14 protein-coding genes are annotated in these 16356 nt (G+C 39.1%); 4 read left to right on the top strand and 10 right to left on the bottom strand.

What is annotated here, in order from left to right:
- Positions 1-6: 6 nt before the first annotated feature.
- From ispG to F3H00_RS00270, 5 genes are all read right to left on the bottom strand, one after another.
- Positions 7-1065: a flavodoxin-dependent (E)-4-hydroxy-3-methylbut-2-enyl-diphosphate synthase gene (gene ispG / locus F3H00_RS00290; RefSeq protein WP_148798886.1), complete on the bottom strand. Its 1059-nt coding sequence runs from the start codon at positions 1063-1065 to the stop codon at positions 7-9.
- Positions 1066-1305: 240 nt separating this feature from the next.
- Positions 1306-3159 carry a primosomal protein N' gene (locus F3H00_RS00285; RefSeq protein ID WP_148798888.1) on the bottom strand — a complete coding sequence of 618 codons (1854 nt, stop codon included), beginning with the start codon at positions 3157-3159 and terminating at the stop codon, positions 1306-1308.
- Positions 3159-3575 (bottom strand): type II secretion system protein, encoded by a 417-nt coding sequence (locus F3H00_RS00280; protein ID WP_148798890.1) that lies wholly within the window; start codon positions 3573-3575, stop codon positions 3159-3161. The genes F3H00_RS00285 and F3H00_RS00280 overlap by 1 nt, the downstream gene beginning before the upstream one ends.
- Entirely contained in the window at positions 3572-3808 is a 237-nt protein-coding gene (locus tag F3H00_RS00275; RefSeq protein WP_087585320.1) for a hypothetical protein, read from the bottom strand. Before F3H00_RS00275 ends, F3H00_RS00280 begins: the two co-directional genes overlap by 4 nt.
- A gap of 13 nt (positions 3809-3821) precedes the next feature.
- Positions 3822-4055 carry a coiled-coil domain-containing protein gene (locus tag F3H00_RS00270; RefSeq protein ID WP_021091279.1) on the bottom strand — a complete coding sequence of 78 codons (234 nt, stop codon included), beginning with the start codon at positions 4053-4055 and terminating at the stop codon, positions 3822-3824.
- A gap of 125 nt (positions 4056-4180) precedes the next feature.
- Between F3H00_RS00270 and uvrB the strand changes: the two genes are divergently transcribed.
- Entirely contained in the window at positions 4181-6157 is a 1977-nt protein-coding gene (gene uvrB, locus F3H00_RS00265; RefSeq protein WP_148798892.1) for an excinuclease ABC subunit UvrB, read from the top strand.
- 177 nt (positions 6158-6334) lie between these two features.
- On the opposite strand, the gene F3H00_RS00260 is transcribed toward uvrB, so the two are convergent.
- From F3H00_RS00260 to F3H00_RS00250, 4 genes are all read right to left on the bottom strand, one after another.
- Positions 6335-7672, bottom strand: a complete 1338-nt coding sequence (locus F3H00_RS00260) for a hypothetical protein (protein WP_148798894.1) — start codon at positions 7670-7672, stop codon at positions 6335-6337.
- Positions 7673-7799: 127 nt separating this feature from the next.
- The gene (locus tag F3H00_RS10250) at positions 7800-8189 is read right to left on the bottom strand and encodes an MFS transporter (RefSeq protein ID WP_187424097.1); all 390 of its coding nucleotides are present in this window, start codon (positions 8187-8189) and stop codon (positions 7800-7802) included.
- Complete coding sequence (locus tag F3H00_RS00255) at positions 8155-8958, bottom strand: MFS transporter (RefSeq protein WP_188115296.1); 804 nt, start codon at positions 8956-8958, stop codon at positions 8155-8157. The genes F3H00_RS10250 and F3H00_RS00255 overlap by 35 nt, the downstream gene beginning before the upstream one ends.
- Positions 8959-11499: a translocation/assembly module TamB domain-containing protein gene (locus tag F3H00_RS00250; protein WP_148798895.1), complete on the bottom strand. Its 2541-nt coding sequence runs from the start codon at positions 11497-11499 to the stop codon at positions 8959-8961.
- A gap of 168 nt (positions 11500-11667) precedes the next feature.
- Here F3H00_RS00250 and groES point away from each other — a divergent pair, with 168 nt between their 5' ends.
- From groES to F3H00_RS00235, 3 genes are all read left to right on the top strand, one after another.
- On the top strand, positions 11668-11928 hold the full coding sequence (gene groES, locus F3H00_RS00245) for a co-chaperone GroES (RefSeq protein WP_021091238.1): 261 nt from the start codon (positions 11668-11670) through the stop codon (positions 11926-11928).
- Positions 11929-11945: 17 nt separating this feature from the next.
- A complete protein-coding gene (groL, locus tag F3H00_RS00240) occupies positions 11946-13580 on the top strand; it encodes a chaperonin GroEL (protein WP_002940160.1) in 1635 nt (544 codons plus the stop codon).
- Between the two features lie 133 nt (positions 13581-13713).
- The gene (locus F3H00_RS00235) at positions 13714-15081 is read left to right on the top strand and encodes a phosphomannomutase/phosphoglucomutase (RefSeq protein ID WP_148798897.1); all 1368 of its coding nucleotides are present in this window, start codon (positions 13714-13716) and stop codon (positions 15079-15081) included.
- Between the two features lie 384 nt (positions 15082-15465).
- On the opposite strand, the gene F3H00_RS00230 is transcribed toward F3H00_RS00235, so the two are convergent.
- Positions 15466-16326 (bottom strand): cysteine ABC transporter substrate-binding protein, encoded by an 861-nt coding sequence (locus tag F3H00_RS00230; RefSeq protein WP_021091264.1) that lies wholly within the window; start codon positions 16324-16326, stop codon positions 15466-15468.
- Positions 16327-16356 lie beyond the last annotated feature (30 nt).

The raw sequence follows: 16356 nt of genomic DNA, 5'->3' as shown, positions 1-16356 counted from the left end.
TTTCCTTTAGTCTCTACTTTTTATCTCATCGTCGATCTCTTGTAAAAATCTATCTACAAGCTCGCTCTCAGGCAGTCTTGCGACCACTTCGCCGTGACGCATGATCATGCCATTGCCTTTGCCAAATGCTATGGCGACATCTGCGCCTTTTGCCTCGCCGATAGCATTTACCACGCAGCCCATGACCGAGACGTTTAACGGCTCTTTTATACCTTTTGTTTTTTCTTCTACGAGCTTTACTGCTGCCATTAGATCAGCTTGTAAACGCCCGCAGGTTGGGCACGAGATGATATTTAACCCCTCTTTTTGTCGCCCGCTATCTTTTAAGATCGCCTTTGCGACTTTGATCTCCTCTTCAAGCTCGCCTGTAATGCTAACTCTCATCGTATCGCCAATGCCATCAAGTAGTAACCCACCAAGAGCGATCGCGGACTTGATAGTCGCATGAAATGTTGTACCTGCCTCAGTAACACCAAGGTGAAATGGATAGTTTGTCTTTGGGCGAAGCGCCCTATAAGCTTGCATAGTACGCTCGACGTCGCTTGATTTAAGCGAAATTTTAATGTCTGTAAAGTCAAAATCCTCAAGAAGCTTGATGTTATACATCGCACTCTCCACCATAGCCTCCACCGTGCGGCCGTAGCGATCTTCAAACTGCTTTTCAAGCGAGCCAGAATTTACGCCTATGCGGATAGGCAGATTTCTCTGCTTGCAGGCATCAACGACTGCTTTTATGTTTTTAGCTGAGCCTATGTTGCCGGGATTTATGCGGATAGCATCGACAAATTCGCTAACGATTAAGGCATAAGTGTGGTTAAAATGTATGTCTGCAACGACTGGTATTGGGGAGCCCGCAACGATCTGTTTTAGTGCGCTGGCGTCCTCTTTATCAAAAACTGCGCAGCGCACGATATCACAGCCTGCAAAATAAAGCCGCTGTATCTGCTCTAACGTGCCTTTTATGTCTTTTGTCTTTGAAAAGGTCATCGACTGCACGGATATTGGTGCGTCACCGCCTATTAAAACATTGCGAATTTTTATCTGTTTTGTTGGGTATCGTTGCAAAATTTTGCCTTTAAATTTTTATTGGGGATTATAAAGAAAAATGGCTTTTAAAAGGCTTGAAAATTTATTTTTAATAGTTTATAAAAATTAGTATTTTTATTGGATGTAGTTTCTAAAATTTTACTTACTCTTTATAGCCAACTTATCAAATTTCATAATGCTTTCATAAGCCTTAGGTTTCTCTATTATCTATTTTAAAATTTACCATGTTTTTGTTGGATAGTTTTTAGACTAGCATTTTTAACTAAAATTGACCGGATCAATATCGATATCGCTAAGTTCGCTTTTGCAGAGGTTTGCAGCTTTTAAAAGAGGTATATGAGAGTTTGAGCGGAGTAAAATTTCATATCTAAATTTGCTTCCAAGATACTCTATCTGACACTTTCCGTATCCTATGATCTCAAGCTCATCGCTTCTTAAAGGTTCTATTCTTTGCACAAATTCATTCATTGTATTTTTTACTATGTGTTCATCTTTATGTGAGATGATAATGCGAAGAAGCCTGGTAAATGGCGGATAAAGCCCCTCTCGGTAGCCAATCTCATCTTTTAAAAATGCGTCATAATCGCTAATATAGTTTTCAAAAAATTCTCTTTGTTTGCTTTGAATGATAACTCTACCAACCCCGTTTCTACCAGCTCTTCCGGCTACTTGCATGGCAAGGGCGAGTGTTCGCTCTCTGGCTTTATAATCAGGAAAATTTAAAAGCTCGTCAAATCCCATGATGACAGCAAGCTCTACGTTGTGATAATCATGCCCTTTGCTTAGCATTTGCGTACCAAGTAAGATATCTATCTTACCGTCGTTAAATTCTTTTAAAGCCTTTACGAGCTTGTTTTGCGTCGTTATTTCATCCCTATCAAATTTAGTGATCCTAGCGTTTGCAAACTCAGCTTGTAGCTGCTCAAGTAGCTCACTAGTACCGATCTTTTTAGCCTCTATCATCTCGCTACCGCACTGATGGCAGGTCTTTGGCACTGCCATTTTATGCTCGCAGTATTGACACTTTAGCACGCTTTGTTTTTTGTAATAGCTCATGCCGATACTACAAAATGGGCACTTTAACGTTTCACCGCAGTTTTTGCAGACTAGATATTTAAAATTTGCCCTTGTTGGCAAGCAGATGACAGCTTGCTTTTTATTCGCGAGTGTTTTTGAAATTTCGTCTTTTAAAATTTCACTAATTCCAGTTTCACTCTCGTCAAATATATAGCTCTTTTGTGAGTCAAAAAATGTCCCTTTTAGGCGAAAATGTTCTTGTTTGTAAAAGCTAGTAAGGCTTGGTGTGGCGCTTCCAAGTACTACTTGCAGGTCAAATTTACCAGTTAGAAAGAGGGCAAGATCTCTTGCGTTGTAGTGTGGTTTTGAACCTGTATTTTTGTAGCTATCATCATGTTCTTCGTCGATAATGATGAGTTTTAGCCTCTCAAGTGGTAAAAATAAAGCAGATCTTGCACCTGCAATGAGCCTAACTTTGCCACTTTTTATATCTTTTAAAATTTGCTCTTTTTTCTTTGATGTGATCTTTGAGTGCCAAACAGCCACTGCCTCTCCAAAGAAGCTCTCAAGGCGTTTTTGCATTTGTGGCGTGAGTGAAATTTCAGGCATTAAAAATAGCGCTTGGCTGCCTGCGTTTAAAATTTCTCTGATCTTAGCTATGTAAATCTCGCTTTTTCCGCTTCCAGTGTCGCCAAAGATGAGTGAAATTTTACGTTTATTTATAAAATCCAAAGCCTCTTGCTGTTTTTCGCTTAGTTTGGGTGTCACATTAAAATTTTGATTTTCATAAATTTGATCTACTGCAATAGTGTCATTTGGTTCAAATAAATTTAGACTGACGCCAAGCTCGCATGTGTAATATTTTGAGATAAATATTGCCAATTCGCTTTGCATTGAAGCTAGATTAATCGGTAGAATTTCTAAAATTTTGCTTGTTTTAAACTCTGGTTTGCCAGTCTCTTTTACGATAAAAGCAGTAAGAATTTTGCCTCTTAAAGAAGCCTTTACGCCTTGAAATTTTTCTAGGTTTTTATCGCTTTCATAAGTGAGTGGGGCTAAATTTAGCCCATAAAATGCGAGTATGTAATAATGCATTACTGAAGTGATTTGCAAATTTCATTTTCATCACTGCAACCAAAATCACCAGTGTTTTTGTCGTATTTGAAATTTGCTACTTTGCCATCTAGTCTAAATGTGTATTTGTCGTCGCTTATTCTGTGCCAGCCATTTTTGCTACCGCTATCTTTTATTGGTATATTTATAACATTTTTAAAGAGTTTGTTTGGATCGCCATCATCTAGTTTTTGTGGAAATTCTGGCTTTGCTTGCAAGATATTGTCATTGTATTTTAGTGAAATTCCACTTCTTATAGCGGCAAGTTGAGTTTTGGCATTTGAGATGGTAGCATCGCTTCTAGAAAAAAATAGTCTAGGTATAGCGACTGTGCTTAAAATACCTAGTATAACTACTATAAATATCAGCTCAAGCAAGGTGTAAGCTCGTCTTTTCATCTCTCTTCTCGCTTTAATATCTCATCAACATTGCCAGTTAAATTTTTTACTGTCTTTATCACAGCATAATTTTCATAACATTTTTCTATAAAGGCATTTAAAAGCTCTTTTGGCTCGATAAATTGGCGTCCGCCCATTAAATTTTGCCAGTCATCTTCAAAGAATTTAGCAAAATCATCATCAAGCGTGATCGTGTAGTCGCGAGATGATATCGTGAGCGTAATTTTTTTCATATTTTAGCCAAGCTTATCTGCCAAGGACAGCTTCGATTTTTCTCATTACATCGTCAGCTTCGGTATTTTTCTTGTCAAGATCCTCTTCTAAACGCATGATTTGATTGCTTTTTGCCTCATTTTGTGCTTTTAAAGTTACGATCTCGTTGCGTAACTCTTCGTTCGTTTTGCAAAGTTCGTCATATTTTGTAATCAGGTCATTTACTTTATCGCTTAGTGTGGTTAAGATCGCATTATCTTCAAACATAAAAGTTCCTTTAAAATAATAATTAGGCTCGTATTCTAACACGCAGAGGCTAAATTCTTATTAAAATTCTCATTTGACAAAGCACTATCTTTGCTATAAAATTCGCCCAAATTTAAAGGCAATCAATGAACAAATTTGAAATTTCATCTAAATTTAGTCCAAGTAGCGACCAGGCAAGAGCGATAAAAGAGATAGTAAAAAGTGTAAAATCAGGTAACAAAAATCAAACACTTTTAGGTGTCACAGGATCTGGCAAGACCTTTACCATGGCAAATGTGATAAAAGAGCTAAATATGCCAACTCTGATAATGACGCATAATAAATCCTTGGCTGCGCAGCTTTACAGCGAATTTAAGGGCTTTTTCCCAAAAAATCATGTGGAGTATTTTATAAGCTACTACGACTACTACCAGCCAGAAGCCTACATCCCAAGAAGCGACCTATATATAGAAAAGGATAGCTCAGTAAATGAGGAGCTTGAGCGCCTGCGCCTCTCTGCGACGGCTAGCTTGCTAAGCTTTGATGACGTCGTCTGTGTGGCCTCAGTCTCTGCAAACTACGGACTTGGTAATCCAAGCGAGTATAAAGGGATGGTGGCATATCTTAGTGTAGGGGAGAAGATAAACCAAAGAAAGCTTTTAGAGCAGCTTGTCGATATGGGCTACAAGCGTAATGACAACTACTTTGACAGGGGTGATTTTCGTGTAAATGGCGATGTGGTGGACATTTATCCTGCTTATTACAACGACGAAGCCCTAAGAGTTGAGTTTTTTGGCGATGAGATCGACTCGATGTATCATTTTGACGTGCTTGATAACAAGAGACTCAAAGACATTTCTAAATTTACGCTTTATGCCACCAGCCAGTTTATCGTAGGTGCTGATAGGCTAAAGATCGCGATGAAAGAGATCGAAGAGGAACTTGATGCGCGCTTGAAAGAGTTTAACGAGCAGGGTAAGCTAGTCGAGGCGCAGAGGCTAAAGCAAAGGGTGGAGTTTGACCTCGAGATGATGGCAAGCACTGGTATGTGTAAAGGTATCGAAAACTACGCGCGCCACCTAACCGGACAAAAGCCCGGAGAGACGCCGTACTCGATGTTTGACTACTTTGAGATAAGTGGCGAGGACTATCTGGTTATCGTCGATGAGAGTCACGTGAGTTTGCCGCAGTTTAGGGGCATGTATGCGGGTGATAGGAGCCGTAAAGAGGTGCTTGTGGAGTACGGATTTCGCTTGCCTTCAGCGCTTGATAACAGGCCGCTTAAATTTGACGAGTTTATAAGCAAAAAGGCGAAATTTCTCTTTGTCTCAGCCACGCCAAACGAGTACGAGCTTGGTATCAGCCAGGGGCACGTCTATGAGCAGATTTTGCGTCCTACTGGGCTACTTGATCCGATCATTGAGATAAAAGATAGTGATAATCAAGTCGAGGCACTATTTGATGAGGCAAAGGTGGTCATCGCTAGAAACGAGCGTGTGCTAGTTACGGTGCTAACTAAAAAAATGGCTGAGGAGCTTAGCCGCTACTACATCGAGCTTGGCGTCAAGGTCAAGTATATGCACTCAGACATCGATGCGATCGAGCGAAATGAGATCATTAGAGGGCTTAGAAGTGGTGAATTTGACATGCTAATAGGCATAAATTTGCTCCGTGAGGGGCTGGACCTGCCTGAAGTGAGCCTGATAGCGATAATGGACGCTGATAAAGAGGGCTTTTTGCGCTCAACCACGAGCCTTATACAGACGATGGGGCGTGCAGCTAGAAATGTAAATGGCAAGGTGCTCATGTTTGCCAAAAAGATAACAAAATCGATGAAAGAGGCGATCGATACGACGACTGCTAGGCGTAAATTTCAAGATGAGTACAACAAAGCTCACGGCATAACACCACACTCTGCTAGCAGGAATATCGAAGAGAGCTTGCACGTCGAAGATGACGGCGAAATTTATAAACGTGGTAAGAATTTAGAAAAGATGCCAGCTAGCGAGCGAGCTGCGATAGTAAAAGAGCTAAGAAAGCAGATGCTTGAAGCAGCGGCGCAGCTTGAGTTTGAGAAGGCGGCGGCATTGCGCGACGAAATAGCAAAGATGAGAAAGCTTTAAGGCTATTTTGTCTTTTTCTGCTATACGTCGTTGAAATTTCACTCTACTTCAGTCACATACTACATGTATGCTCCTTTGTATCGTAAAATTTCGCCTCGTCTCCTCATAGCGAAGCTAAAGACAAAAATCATCTTGTCTTTAGCTGTTTAAACTATAAATTTATCGCCAAATGCCGTTTTATGTTCTATCCTGCTCTCTTGTGTCTTTTTTCACGCTATACCAAGCAATTAGTAAAAAGAAAAACTCTGCTATATTAAAAAGGTCTATGTTTTTGGTTAAAAGGCCTATAAAGTCTGGCTTATCCGGAAATAGTAGTGCTAAAAGTATGACTGAACTTACCACAAACAATATAAAATTTATCCAAAATAGCCTACTTTTAGTCGCGCTCACTAATCTTGTTGTAAATAAAAATAAAAATACTGTAGCTAACAAATGAGCAAATACTCCAATGTATAAGATTGTATTGGCACTAGAAACTAAAGATTTAATTGAGGCATTGTGCGTACCAAAGATATTTAAAAAATTATAATCGTAAGCATATATATACATGTAGTCAGTTGTTGCTTTTGCTATTGTAAATATCACAAAAAGGATAGAGAAAAATAAGAAATTTGTATGTAGTCTTATCTCATTTAACGTATGTGCTATCTGCTTAACGGCAGAGTAAATAACCGCTAATACTACCGCATAAATAAGAGGCTTTGTAAATATTATTGGTCGAAGTGACATTCTTTCTTGATGTGCTAACAAATATTCAAAAAAAATATAGTAAAAAAATATTGCGATAAGGCCAACTAAGCAGGCTTTCGCGGCTAATTGGCTTGAAGATTTGATAGTAGTCACATTTAAAATCCCATTTTCGCTAATTACTTGAATTTCGTTACTACTTACTTGTGTCTTTAGTCGCCACCATGCGATTAAAGCAAGAAAGAAAGCTCCAATATCAATATAATCATAAATTTTGTGATCAATTTTAATAAAGTAGCTTGCTATGTGAGATGCGCCAAATAATGCATAAGCCCAAAACATTTTTTCTTTTGTTATTTTTATTAATTTTGCGATAGATATAAACAAAAATAGTGATGCTGTTACGAATAATACTCTCAATAAATAACTACGATAAATGAATAGCTGTTTAAATAGGTCATGATTATACATAATCTCTTCATTGCTATAAAAATGATTCAATATCGTAAAGATAAAATCATCATTGTTAAAATTTCTTTCTCCCAGATACATAACAATTTTAAAAGTCAAAAGAGTTAAAATCACATATATCAAAATGAAAATAGTAAAAATTTTAAAATATGTTCTTAGTTTTGAGGAATTATAAATAGAGCATATCAATGAAATAGCAAAAAATAAAAGTAGCCAACTGATAGAGTCGCAGCATGCTTTGAGGATAAGACTGAAATCACGATCAAGGGTTTTGTAAAGCCCTGAAACGAAAACTAGATACTTAAATATCGCCACAATACAAGATATAATCCCCAACTCTCTGGCACTTTTTAACATATATTTTTTTCTTGTTGTAACGGTTCCAAATTTACTCCTTAAATTAAATTAGTTATTTTATTGTAATTAGTCTAAAAAATATTTAAATATTTTAAATCAGGTTAATTTATTTTAATTTGGTATTTATTTATCTCGTGACTGGCCTTAAAAAGTAGCTAGAAACCGCGCAGATAAGCGATTCTATGGCGATAAAGTAAAATGAGTGCGTTAGGCTAAAGATGTCAGCGATCTTGCCGATGACTGTTGCGAATATACCGCCGATTGTGATACTAAGTCCAAGCGTTACGCCAGAGGCTAGGCCGATTTGATTTGGCAAATAAAGCTGCGTAAGGGCGATTGAGGGGCTAAAAGATAGGCTGATGCAGGCACTCACGCACATGGAGGCTGCGAGAAATAACGCGTAGCTGTCAATAAAGAGCATTAGCACGACTAGTGGCGCGGCGATGCTTAGGCTTATTTTGATGAGCCTAACTAGGCCGTATCTATCCGCTAGTGCTCCGCCAAATAGCGTAGAGATCGCACCTGCGGCAAAAAAAGAGGCTTAAATTTACATTTGCAGCTTCTTTGCTAAGGCCAAAAATTTTGATGAGGTATATGCTAAAAAATGCTGAAAAGCCAAATGCTACAATGGAACGTGAAAATATACAGACGCAAAGCCTTAAAAAGGCGCTTAAATCGTCTTTCAAAGCACTATTTTTTTGTGAAATTTGCTTTTTATGATTGCCCTCGAGCACTTTTATAAATTTGCTCTTTTTGAGGTATAAAAGTGTCAAAAAAATTTGGGGAATTATAAAGACTAGCGTCCCTTTTAGGCCAAAATTTCCCACAAAAACAGCGACTAAAATGGGCCCAACTGCAAAGCCGACATTACCACCAAATGAAAATATGCTTATGCTTTTGGCTCTATTTTTGGCATTTGAGGCGTAATTTACGATCCTTGCGGCACTTGGGTGAAAGAGCGCGGCGCCGATACCACTTATCATCACGCAAACCAAGATGATGTAGTAGTTTGTCACAAAGCCAGTTAGGCTCATGCCCCCGCCAGCAAGTAGTAGCCCAAGCGGGATGACGTAGGGCAGCTCTTTTTTGTCGCTTAAGCGGCCGATCAGTGGTTGGATGAGCGAGCTTGCTAAATTTGTGGCGGTCACGAGCGAGGCGGCTGTGGCATAGTCGTAGTGGTAGCTCGCGATGAAAAAGGACAGCATCGCACCAAGCGCGCTTTGGTTTATGTCGCTACAAAAGTGCCCAAGCCCCATTAGATACTTTAAATTTTCCGCCTTTTTCATCTAAAATAGCCCTTTTAAAAGCCCCTTTAAATTTTGTTTGTCGCCGCTTGCGTCATCATCTTTGCCTAGCTTTTTATCTAAAAATCTACCTATCTCTTTTTTGACCTTATTTTCGAGATATTGCGATCTAACGTCGTATTTTAGCTTGTCTGTCGTACCTGAAATTTGCACGTTTAGATCGGTCTTTTCGAGCCTGCAAACAAGCGGCGCGTTAAGCATTTTTGTCGCGGTATTGTAAGTGCCGTTTGCAACCTTTATGTCGCTCTTTGGCGAGCTTAAATTTACGTTAAAGATGACGTTATCGCCCTTTATATCGCCGTAAATTTTGCCGTCTTTGTAAATTTCTTTTGTGATGTCCTTGCCGGTAAAGGTTTTTATATTGTTTGTGAGATTTGTGCTGGCTAGGTGACCTTCTTTTAGCAAGATGTCAAATTTACCGAGCTTTTGCTTTGTTTCGTAGTCAAATTTAGCATCGCCGTTGCCGTCATATAGATGATCCAGCCCCAAAGTCTGCGTTAGCCCTTTGACCTCAAAGTTTTTTAGCACCGCATCAAGCGCGCCGCCTTTGTAATTTGCCTCGAGTTTGCCCTTGAATAGATCATCTGAAGTGGCTTTTGCGCTTAGATCATCCACTTTGCCATTTGCTGTTACGAGAGCTGCAAATTTACCGTGAAGCTCGCGGCCAGCTAAAAATGCAAGCTTATTTAGCTCCGAAACTACCGCTTGAAGCTTTAAGCTTAGCGTGCTTTTACCCACGTCAAAACTGCCATCTATGCCCTTTATATCAGCAAGCGAGCTAAGAAAGTTGCCGCTAAATTTCGCTATGTCACCTTTATAGTCTAGGCTCAAATTTGAGCTAAATTTCTCGTTTTCAGGGAATTTTTTATCAAGCATTTTGCTAAGTGCTGCGGCGTTAAATTTGCCATCATTTAAAGTGATCGTTGCGGCGACGCTTGGGCTTTTGCTAAAGATATTTTGCCCCTTTGCTTGGACATTTGTCTTAGCATTTGCCAGCCTGTCGTTGCCGCTAAGTGCTAAGATCTCTCCTAGCTGTGCCTCTTTTAGGCTAAGATCAAGATTTTCATTTTTTATGGTGGCGTTTAGCTTGCCAGCAAAGGCATCGCCGCCTAAATTTAGCTCATCTATCTTGCTCTCTTTAACCTTCACATCGCCCGCAAGCGCCATCTTTGAGCTCACTTCAAAGCCACTAACCGCTTTAAATTTCTCGGGGTCGCTAATGAGCAGGGCAAATTTGCTAAAAATTTGGCTGTTTTTTAGGTCATAAACGCCCTTTACATCCTTTAACTCGCCAAGGTCGCTAAGCACATTTGCGTCAAAATTTACAAGCTCACCTTTTGCGGTGGCGCCGCCTTTTAGCTCAAATTTAGCCGCATTTTTAAGCTTTGCAAGCCCTTTATCTATAAGGCCGTTTTTTATCTCAAATTTAGCATCGCCTGCAAGTTTTTTTAGCTCGTCAAAGCCACTAAAATTTGCATTTAAATTTATCTGCCCGTCTGCGTAGCTAGGCTGCAGGGCAAGTGCGAGAAGCTCTTTTAGCTTGATGTTAGCTGCATTTAAAGTTAAGTTTTTGCTATCAAAATTTGCATTTATCTTGCCGCCAAGCCCGTTTATCTCAGCTTTTAGGTTTTTGAGGGCATTTTCTTGCACTGTGATTTCGCCGTTTGCATCCACTGCGCCGCTTAGCTGTTGATTTAAAAGTTTGCCAAAAAGCGCAAGATCAGGCACGTTTAGCAAAAAGTCGCTCTTTAAATTTTTGCTACTTAGATCATAAGTCGTCTCATTTGCTTTTAAAGTAGCTTCAGGCGCGATGATGAGGGCTTTTGCACTCATTTTTTCATTTGTAAATTTAGCATTTACGCCGCCTTTAAAATTTATATCTTTTGCTAAATTTAGCCCAAATTCGTTTTTTAGAATTTCTTTGTTTATCATAGCATCGCTTGCTAAAATTTGAGCGTTAATGATCGGCTCATTTTTCTCATCAATCACTTGCATATCACTCGTTAGATCAAGCTTACCGCTAGCTAAATTCGGCTTTTGTGCAAGGGCTGATATCTCAGAGAGTTCGATATTTTTAGCGTCAAGATTTAGAGCTTTTGGCAGATAGTCTTTTAAATTTGCATTTAAATTTATATTTGAGCCAAGTGCGGTGCCAGTTGCCACTAGCTTGAAGTCGCTAAATTTACCAGCCACGTTTGCTTTAAGTGCGACATCTTTTTTTAATCCAAGCTTGCTAGCCTTCGACTTGTCGGCGTCTATATCTATGTTTAAATTCATGCTTTGAGCAAATAACGAGAGATCCCCATTTGCCTTTAAATTTATAGCGTTCATCACGATCGCTTCTAAATTTAGCGTGCTAAATCCTAAACTAAAATATTTAAATTTCACATCGATACCGCGAGTAAGTGCCTCTTTTTCTATTTTGCTGGCTATAAATTTATTACCAAAAGAGCTAAAGATAAAGCCAAAAATGCAAAGGATTATCAGCGCCAAAGCCGCTACTATATAGGCTATTTTTTTCATAAAATTCCTTTATATTAGTTTTACATATCATAAAACTTTAGTGCAAGTGACTAAAGTTTTAATAAAATTTAACTATAAATTATTGACTTTTTTAGAAAAAAGTGCTAGGATTTTATCACTCAAAAATAAAGAGTGCTAAAAAAGACAATTAAACCAAAAGGATGAACAATGAACTTTCAACCATTAGGCAAGCGTGTTCTAGTTGAACGCGTAGAGGAGACAAAGACCACAGCTTCGGGCATTATTATACCTGATAACGCAAAAGAAAAACCTTTAAGCGGTGAGGTAAAAGCGGTTGGTGCTGAAGTAGAGGGCGTAAAAGTTGGTGATAAAGTTGTATTTGCAAAATACGGTGGCACTGAGATAAATTTAGATGATAAAACATATCTTGTTTTAAACATAGACGATGTTTTAGGTGTGATTAAATAATTTAAAAAGGAAAAACAATGGCAAAAGAAATTTTTTACTCTGATGATGCAAGAAATCGCCTATATGAGGGCGTGAAAAAACTAAATGACGCTGTGAAAGTGACAATGGGACCAAGAGGCAGAAATGTCCTTATCCAAAAGAGCTTTGGCGCTCCAAACATCACAAAAGACGGCGTTAGCGTGGCTAAAGAGGTTGAGCTAAAAGATACTATCGAAAACATGGGTGCAAGCCTAGTTAGAGAAGTGGCAAGTAAGACGAATGACCAAGCAGGTGACGGCACTACAACAGCAACCGTGCTAGCTCACGCGATATTTAAAGAGGGCCTTAGAAACGTAACTGCTGGCGCAAATCCTATCGAAGTAAAACGCGGCATGGATAAAGAAGTAGCAGCTCTTATAGATGCACTAAAAAATATCTCTAAAAAAGTTTCTGGCTCAAAAGAGATCGCACAGATCGCTACTATCTCTGCTAACTCAGATGAGAGTATTGGCAAACTTATCGCTGATGCGATGGAAAAAGTCGGTAAAGATGGTGTCATAACAGTAGAAGAGGCAAAGTCTATCCAAGACGAGCTAAGCGTTGTTGAGGGTATGCAGTTTGATCGCGGATATCTAAGCCCATATTTCATCACAAACCCTGAAAAGATGCAAGTTGAGCTAAGTAACCCATTTATATTGTTATTTGACAAGAAGATCACAAATTTAAAAGACTTGCTTCCAGTGCTTGAGCAAGTACAAAAAAGTGGCAAACCACTTCTAATCATCGCTGAAGATATCGAGGGCGAGGCACTTGCAACGCTTGTTGTAAATAAACTTCGCGGCGTGCTAAACATCTCAGCTGTTAAAGCTCCTGGCTTTGGCGACAGAAGAAAAGCGATGCTTGAAGATATCGCTATCTTAACAGGTGGCGAAGTCATCAGCGAAGAGCTAGGCAGAACACTAGAAAGCGCTACTATAAACGACCTTGGTCAAGCTTCAAGCGTAGTTATCGACAAAGATAACACAACTATCGTAAATGGCGCAGGCGAGAAGTCAGCGATAGACGCTAGAATAACTCAGATCAAAGCGCAAATCGCTGAGACTACAAGCGACTATGACAAAGAAAAACTTCAAGAGCGCCTTGCAAAACTAAGTGGCGGCGTGGCAGTTATTAAAGTAGGTGCTGCGACTGAAACTGAGATGAAAGAGAAAAAAGACCGCGTTGATGATGCTCTAAGCGCTACTCGTGCAGCTGTTGAAGAGGGTATCGTAGTAGGTGGCGGTTCAGCTCTTATCCTTGCTTCAAAGAGTGTAAATTTAAATTTACAAGGTGATGAGGCAATCGGCGCTGAGATCGTTAGAAGAGCGCTTCGTGCTCCACTTCGCCAAATCGCTGAAAACGCTGGCTTTGACGCAGGCGTAGTAGCAAATGCAGTTGAGACAAGCAAAGATGCAAATTTTGGCTTTAATGCTGCAACTGGCGAATATGTAAATATGTTTGAAGCTGGTATCATCGACCCAGTTAAAGTTGAGAGAGTCGCGCTACAAAACGCTGTTAGCGTGGCTAGCTTGCTACTAACAACTGAGGCAACTATCAGCGAGATAAAAGAAGAAAAAGCAATGCCTGCAATGCCTGACATGGGCGGAATGGGTGGTATGGGTGGCATGATGTAGCAGCCCTTTTCGAGCTAGAGCCTTCTAGCTCGAATTTATATTTAAACTTTAACCTCACTAAATTTATAAAATTATTTACTCCTTTTTAAATTTATTCTTGTATCATTTTGCTTTCTTTTAGGGAGAATTTACAATGAAATATGATGAAATTTTTAGAGAATACGACATCCGCGGCATTTTTGAGAAAGACTTGACAGAAGATAGCGTCAAGGCTATAGGGCTTGCTTTGGGTAAGAAATTTAATGAATTTGGCGTAAAAACTTTAAGCGTTGGCTTTGACGCAAGGCTAAGTGCTAGCACGCTTTTTAGGTATCTGCTAAGTGGCCTAAACAAGGCTGGTGGCTTTAAAATTTATAGCATCGGCTTACTTCCAACTCCTGTTGGCTACTTTAGCGTTTATGCTGATTATTTCGACGCAAATATCATGATCACTGGCTCTCACAACCCAAAAGAGTACAACGGCTTTAAGATCACCATTAAAAAAGATAGTTTCTTTGGCAAAGATCTGCAAATTTTAAAAGATAAAGTTAATGAAATAATCGCCTCAAATTTAGAGATCGCAGACGATGAGAGCTGTGAGAAATTTAATATCTTAGAAAAATACGTTGAGTTTTTTGTAAAAGAATTTAGTGAGCTTAAAAATTTCAAAAAGCCTTTTATCATCGACTGTGCAAATGGCGCTGTTGGCGTGAGTTTGGTGCCTATCGTCAAGGCACTTGGACTAAATGCAAAAATTTTATATGAAGATCCAGACGGAAATTTCCCAAATCACCATCCAGACCCAAGTGAAAAAGAGAATTTAAAAGAGATATTTTCTCTTATCGAAAAGAAAGAATTTGACCTTGGATTTGGCTTTGACGGAGATGGCGACAGGATCGCGGTTATAACGCCAAAAAGAGATATAAAAGGCGATGAACTAGCATATCTTTATGCTCTAAATATGAAACATCCAAAGGTGCTTGGTGAGGTTAAGTGTTCGCAAAACATGTACGATGAGATCGCAAAGATCGGCGAAGTTTTCATGGGTAAGACTGGGCATAGTAACATAAAAAAGATGATGAAAGAGCTAAATGTCGATCTTGCGGCTGAAGTTAGTGGTCATATCTTTTTTAAAGAGCGCTATTTTGGCTTTGATGATGCGCTTTATGCGATGATGAGGGTGCTTGAGCTAGTTCATAAGGGTTTTGACCTTGATGGTGAGCTTGATAAGATGCCGCTAGTCTTTAGTACCGATGAGATCAAGGTAAAAACGACTGATGAAGCCAAATTTAAGATAGTTGCTAAGTTAAAAGAGTGCGTGAAAAACGAGAGTTGCGATCTGCCAAAGATAAAAAATATCATCGACATTGATGGCATAAGAATTCAGTTTGAAAATGGCTGGGCGCTGGTGCGTGCATCAAATACAACGCCAGTTATCGTCACTAGATTTGAGGCAAAGAGCAAGGAATTTCTAGAAGAGATCGAACAAAAAGTGACAAATTTGTTAAAGAGCTTAATGTAGCTTGCAAAGGCATTTTGGGCTAAATTTACTCCAAAATGCTTTTAAAATTTTATTTAGACATTCAGAAACTAAGATTTATCTTTCTCTCTTAGCTTTCGCAGATTTTTTTCTCTGCATACATACTATCTATAATTTAAATTTATCAAAAACATGCGCCTCAGCCTTTTTGAATATTCATGCGGATAATACAATCTTATCTAATGTCGGTATTCTTTTAAAATGGCTCATTATTTTGCAAGGGCTCGTCTACTAGCTTGCTGCTCAGGTATGTAAGATATCCGTCCTTTATGGAATTTATGTAGTGTTACCTGCTGAAAAAAGTCACAAGCATATTGTTAAATTTAAAAAAAGAGAGATGGCGTAAAGATTTACGCCATTAAATTTTTAGAGTTTGCCGCCTTCAACGACAAGTGATTCTGGATTTACACTATCGCCGTAGATCGGTTTTAGTGTAGCATCATAGTCTTTGTGGAAGAAATTTTCTTTTCCAAGCTCAATGATCTCATTGTTTAGCCAGTCAAGTAAAACTTTGTTGCCTTTTTTAACAGCTGGTGCTATTACATCCACATCACCAAGTGCTTCAACGCCTACAACAAAACCTGGAGTCTCTTTCGCCCAGGCAAAAAGTAGGGCGTTATCATGCGCTAGTGCAGCACCTCTTTTATCAACCAAAGCTGCAAATGTTTCAGTATTTTGGTCGTATTTTGCAAGCTTAATGTCAGGATAATTTTTTGTAAAAAACGCGTCTGCGGTTGTGCCCTTATTTACGATTAGGGTTTTGTCTTTTAGCTCATCGATGCTCTTTATCACAGCGCCCTCAGGGCTAACGATGCCAAGTGAAACTTTCATATATGGAAGCGCAAAATCAACAACTTGTGCACGCTCAGGTGTTTTTGTAAAATTTGCAAGCGTGATATCCACTTTATCAGCTACTAAAACTTCAACTCTACCAGCAGCCTCTACTAGCTCAAATTTTACCTTGCTCTCATCGCCTAGTAGGTCTTTTGCGATACGTTTTGCAAAGTAAATATCATAGCCTTGGTTTTTGCCGTCTTTATCGACATAGCCAAATGGTGGTTTGTCGCTGAAAACGCCAATTCTTACATATCCGCGCTCTTTGATCTTTGCGATCGCATCAGCTTCGTTTGAAGCAGCTTTTGCCGTGTCGGCACCTTTGTCATTACCACAACCCGTTAGAAAGACGGTAGCGATTAATGCTAATAAGAAAAATTTAAATTTTCTCACTCTTTCTCCTTGTAAAAAAGTTAAATAAAT

It is taken from the genome of Campylobacter concisus (genome assembly GCF_902460845.1).
Taxonomy (GTDB): Bacteria; Campylobacterota; Campylobacteria; order Campylobacterales; family Campylobacteraceae; genus Campylobacter_A; species Campylobacter_A concisus_X.
The sequence above is the reverse complement of the archived record's forward strand: the minus strand, read 5'-3'. Positions and strand labels throughout refer to the sequence as shown.

Excerpts from the sequence above, each read along its gene's own strand:
- F3H00_RS00270 (WP_021091279.1), bottom strand. The coding sequence starts at position 4,055 with ATGTTTGAAGATAATGCGATCTTAACCACACTAAGCGATAAAGTAAAT.
- F3H00_RS00285 (WP_148798888.1), bottom strand. The coding sequence starts at position 3,159 with ATGCATTATTACATACTCGCATTTTATGGGCTAAATTTAGCCCCACTC.
- F3H00_RS00255 (WP_188115296.1), bottom strand. The coding sequence starts at position 8,958 with ATGAAAAAGGCGGAAAATTTAAAGTATCTAATGGGGCTTGGGCACTTT.
- groL (WP_002940160.1), top strand. The coding sequence starts at position 11,946 with ATGGCAAAAGAAATTTTTTACTCTGATGATGCAAGAAATCGCCTATAT.
- F3H00_RS00250 (WP_148798895.1), bottom strand. The coding sequence starts at position 11,499 with ATGAAAAAAATAGCCTATATAGTAGCGGCTTTGGCGCTGATAATCCTT.
- uvrB (WP_148798892.1), top strand. The coding sequence starts at position 4,181 with ATGAACAAATTTGAAATTTCATCTAAATTTAGTCCAAGTAGCGACCAG.
- F3H00_RS00260 (WP_148798894.1), bottom strand. The coding sequence starts at position 7,672 with ATGTTAAAAAGTGCCAGAGAGTTGGGGATTATATCTTGTATTGTGGCG.
- F3H00_RS00235 (WP_148798897.1), top strand. The coding sequence starts at position 13,714 with ATGAAATATGATGAAATTTTTAGAGAATACGACATCCGCGGCATTTTT.
- F3H00_RS00275 (WP_087585320.1), bottom strand. The coding sequence starts at position 3,808 with ATGAAAAAAATTACGCTCACGATATCATCTCGCGACTACACGATCACG.
- groES (WP_021091238.1), top strand. The coding sequence starts at position 11,668 with ATGAACTTTCAACCATTAGGCAAGCGTGTTCTAGTTGAACGCGTAGAG.
- F3H00_RS00280 (WP_148798890.1), bottom strand. The coding sequence starts at position 3,575 with ATGAAAAGACGAGCTTACACCTTGCTTGAGCTGATATTTATAGTAGTT.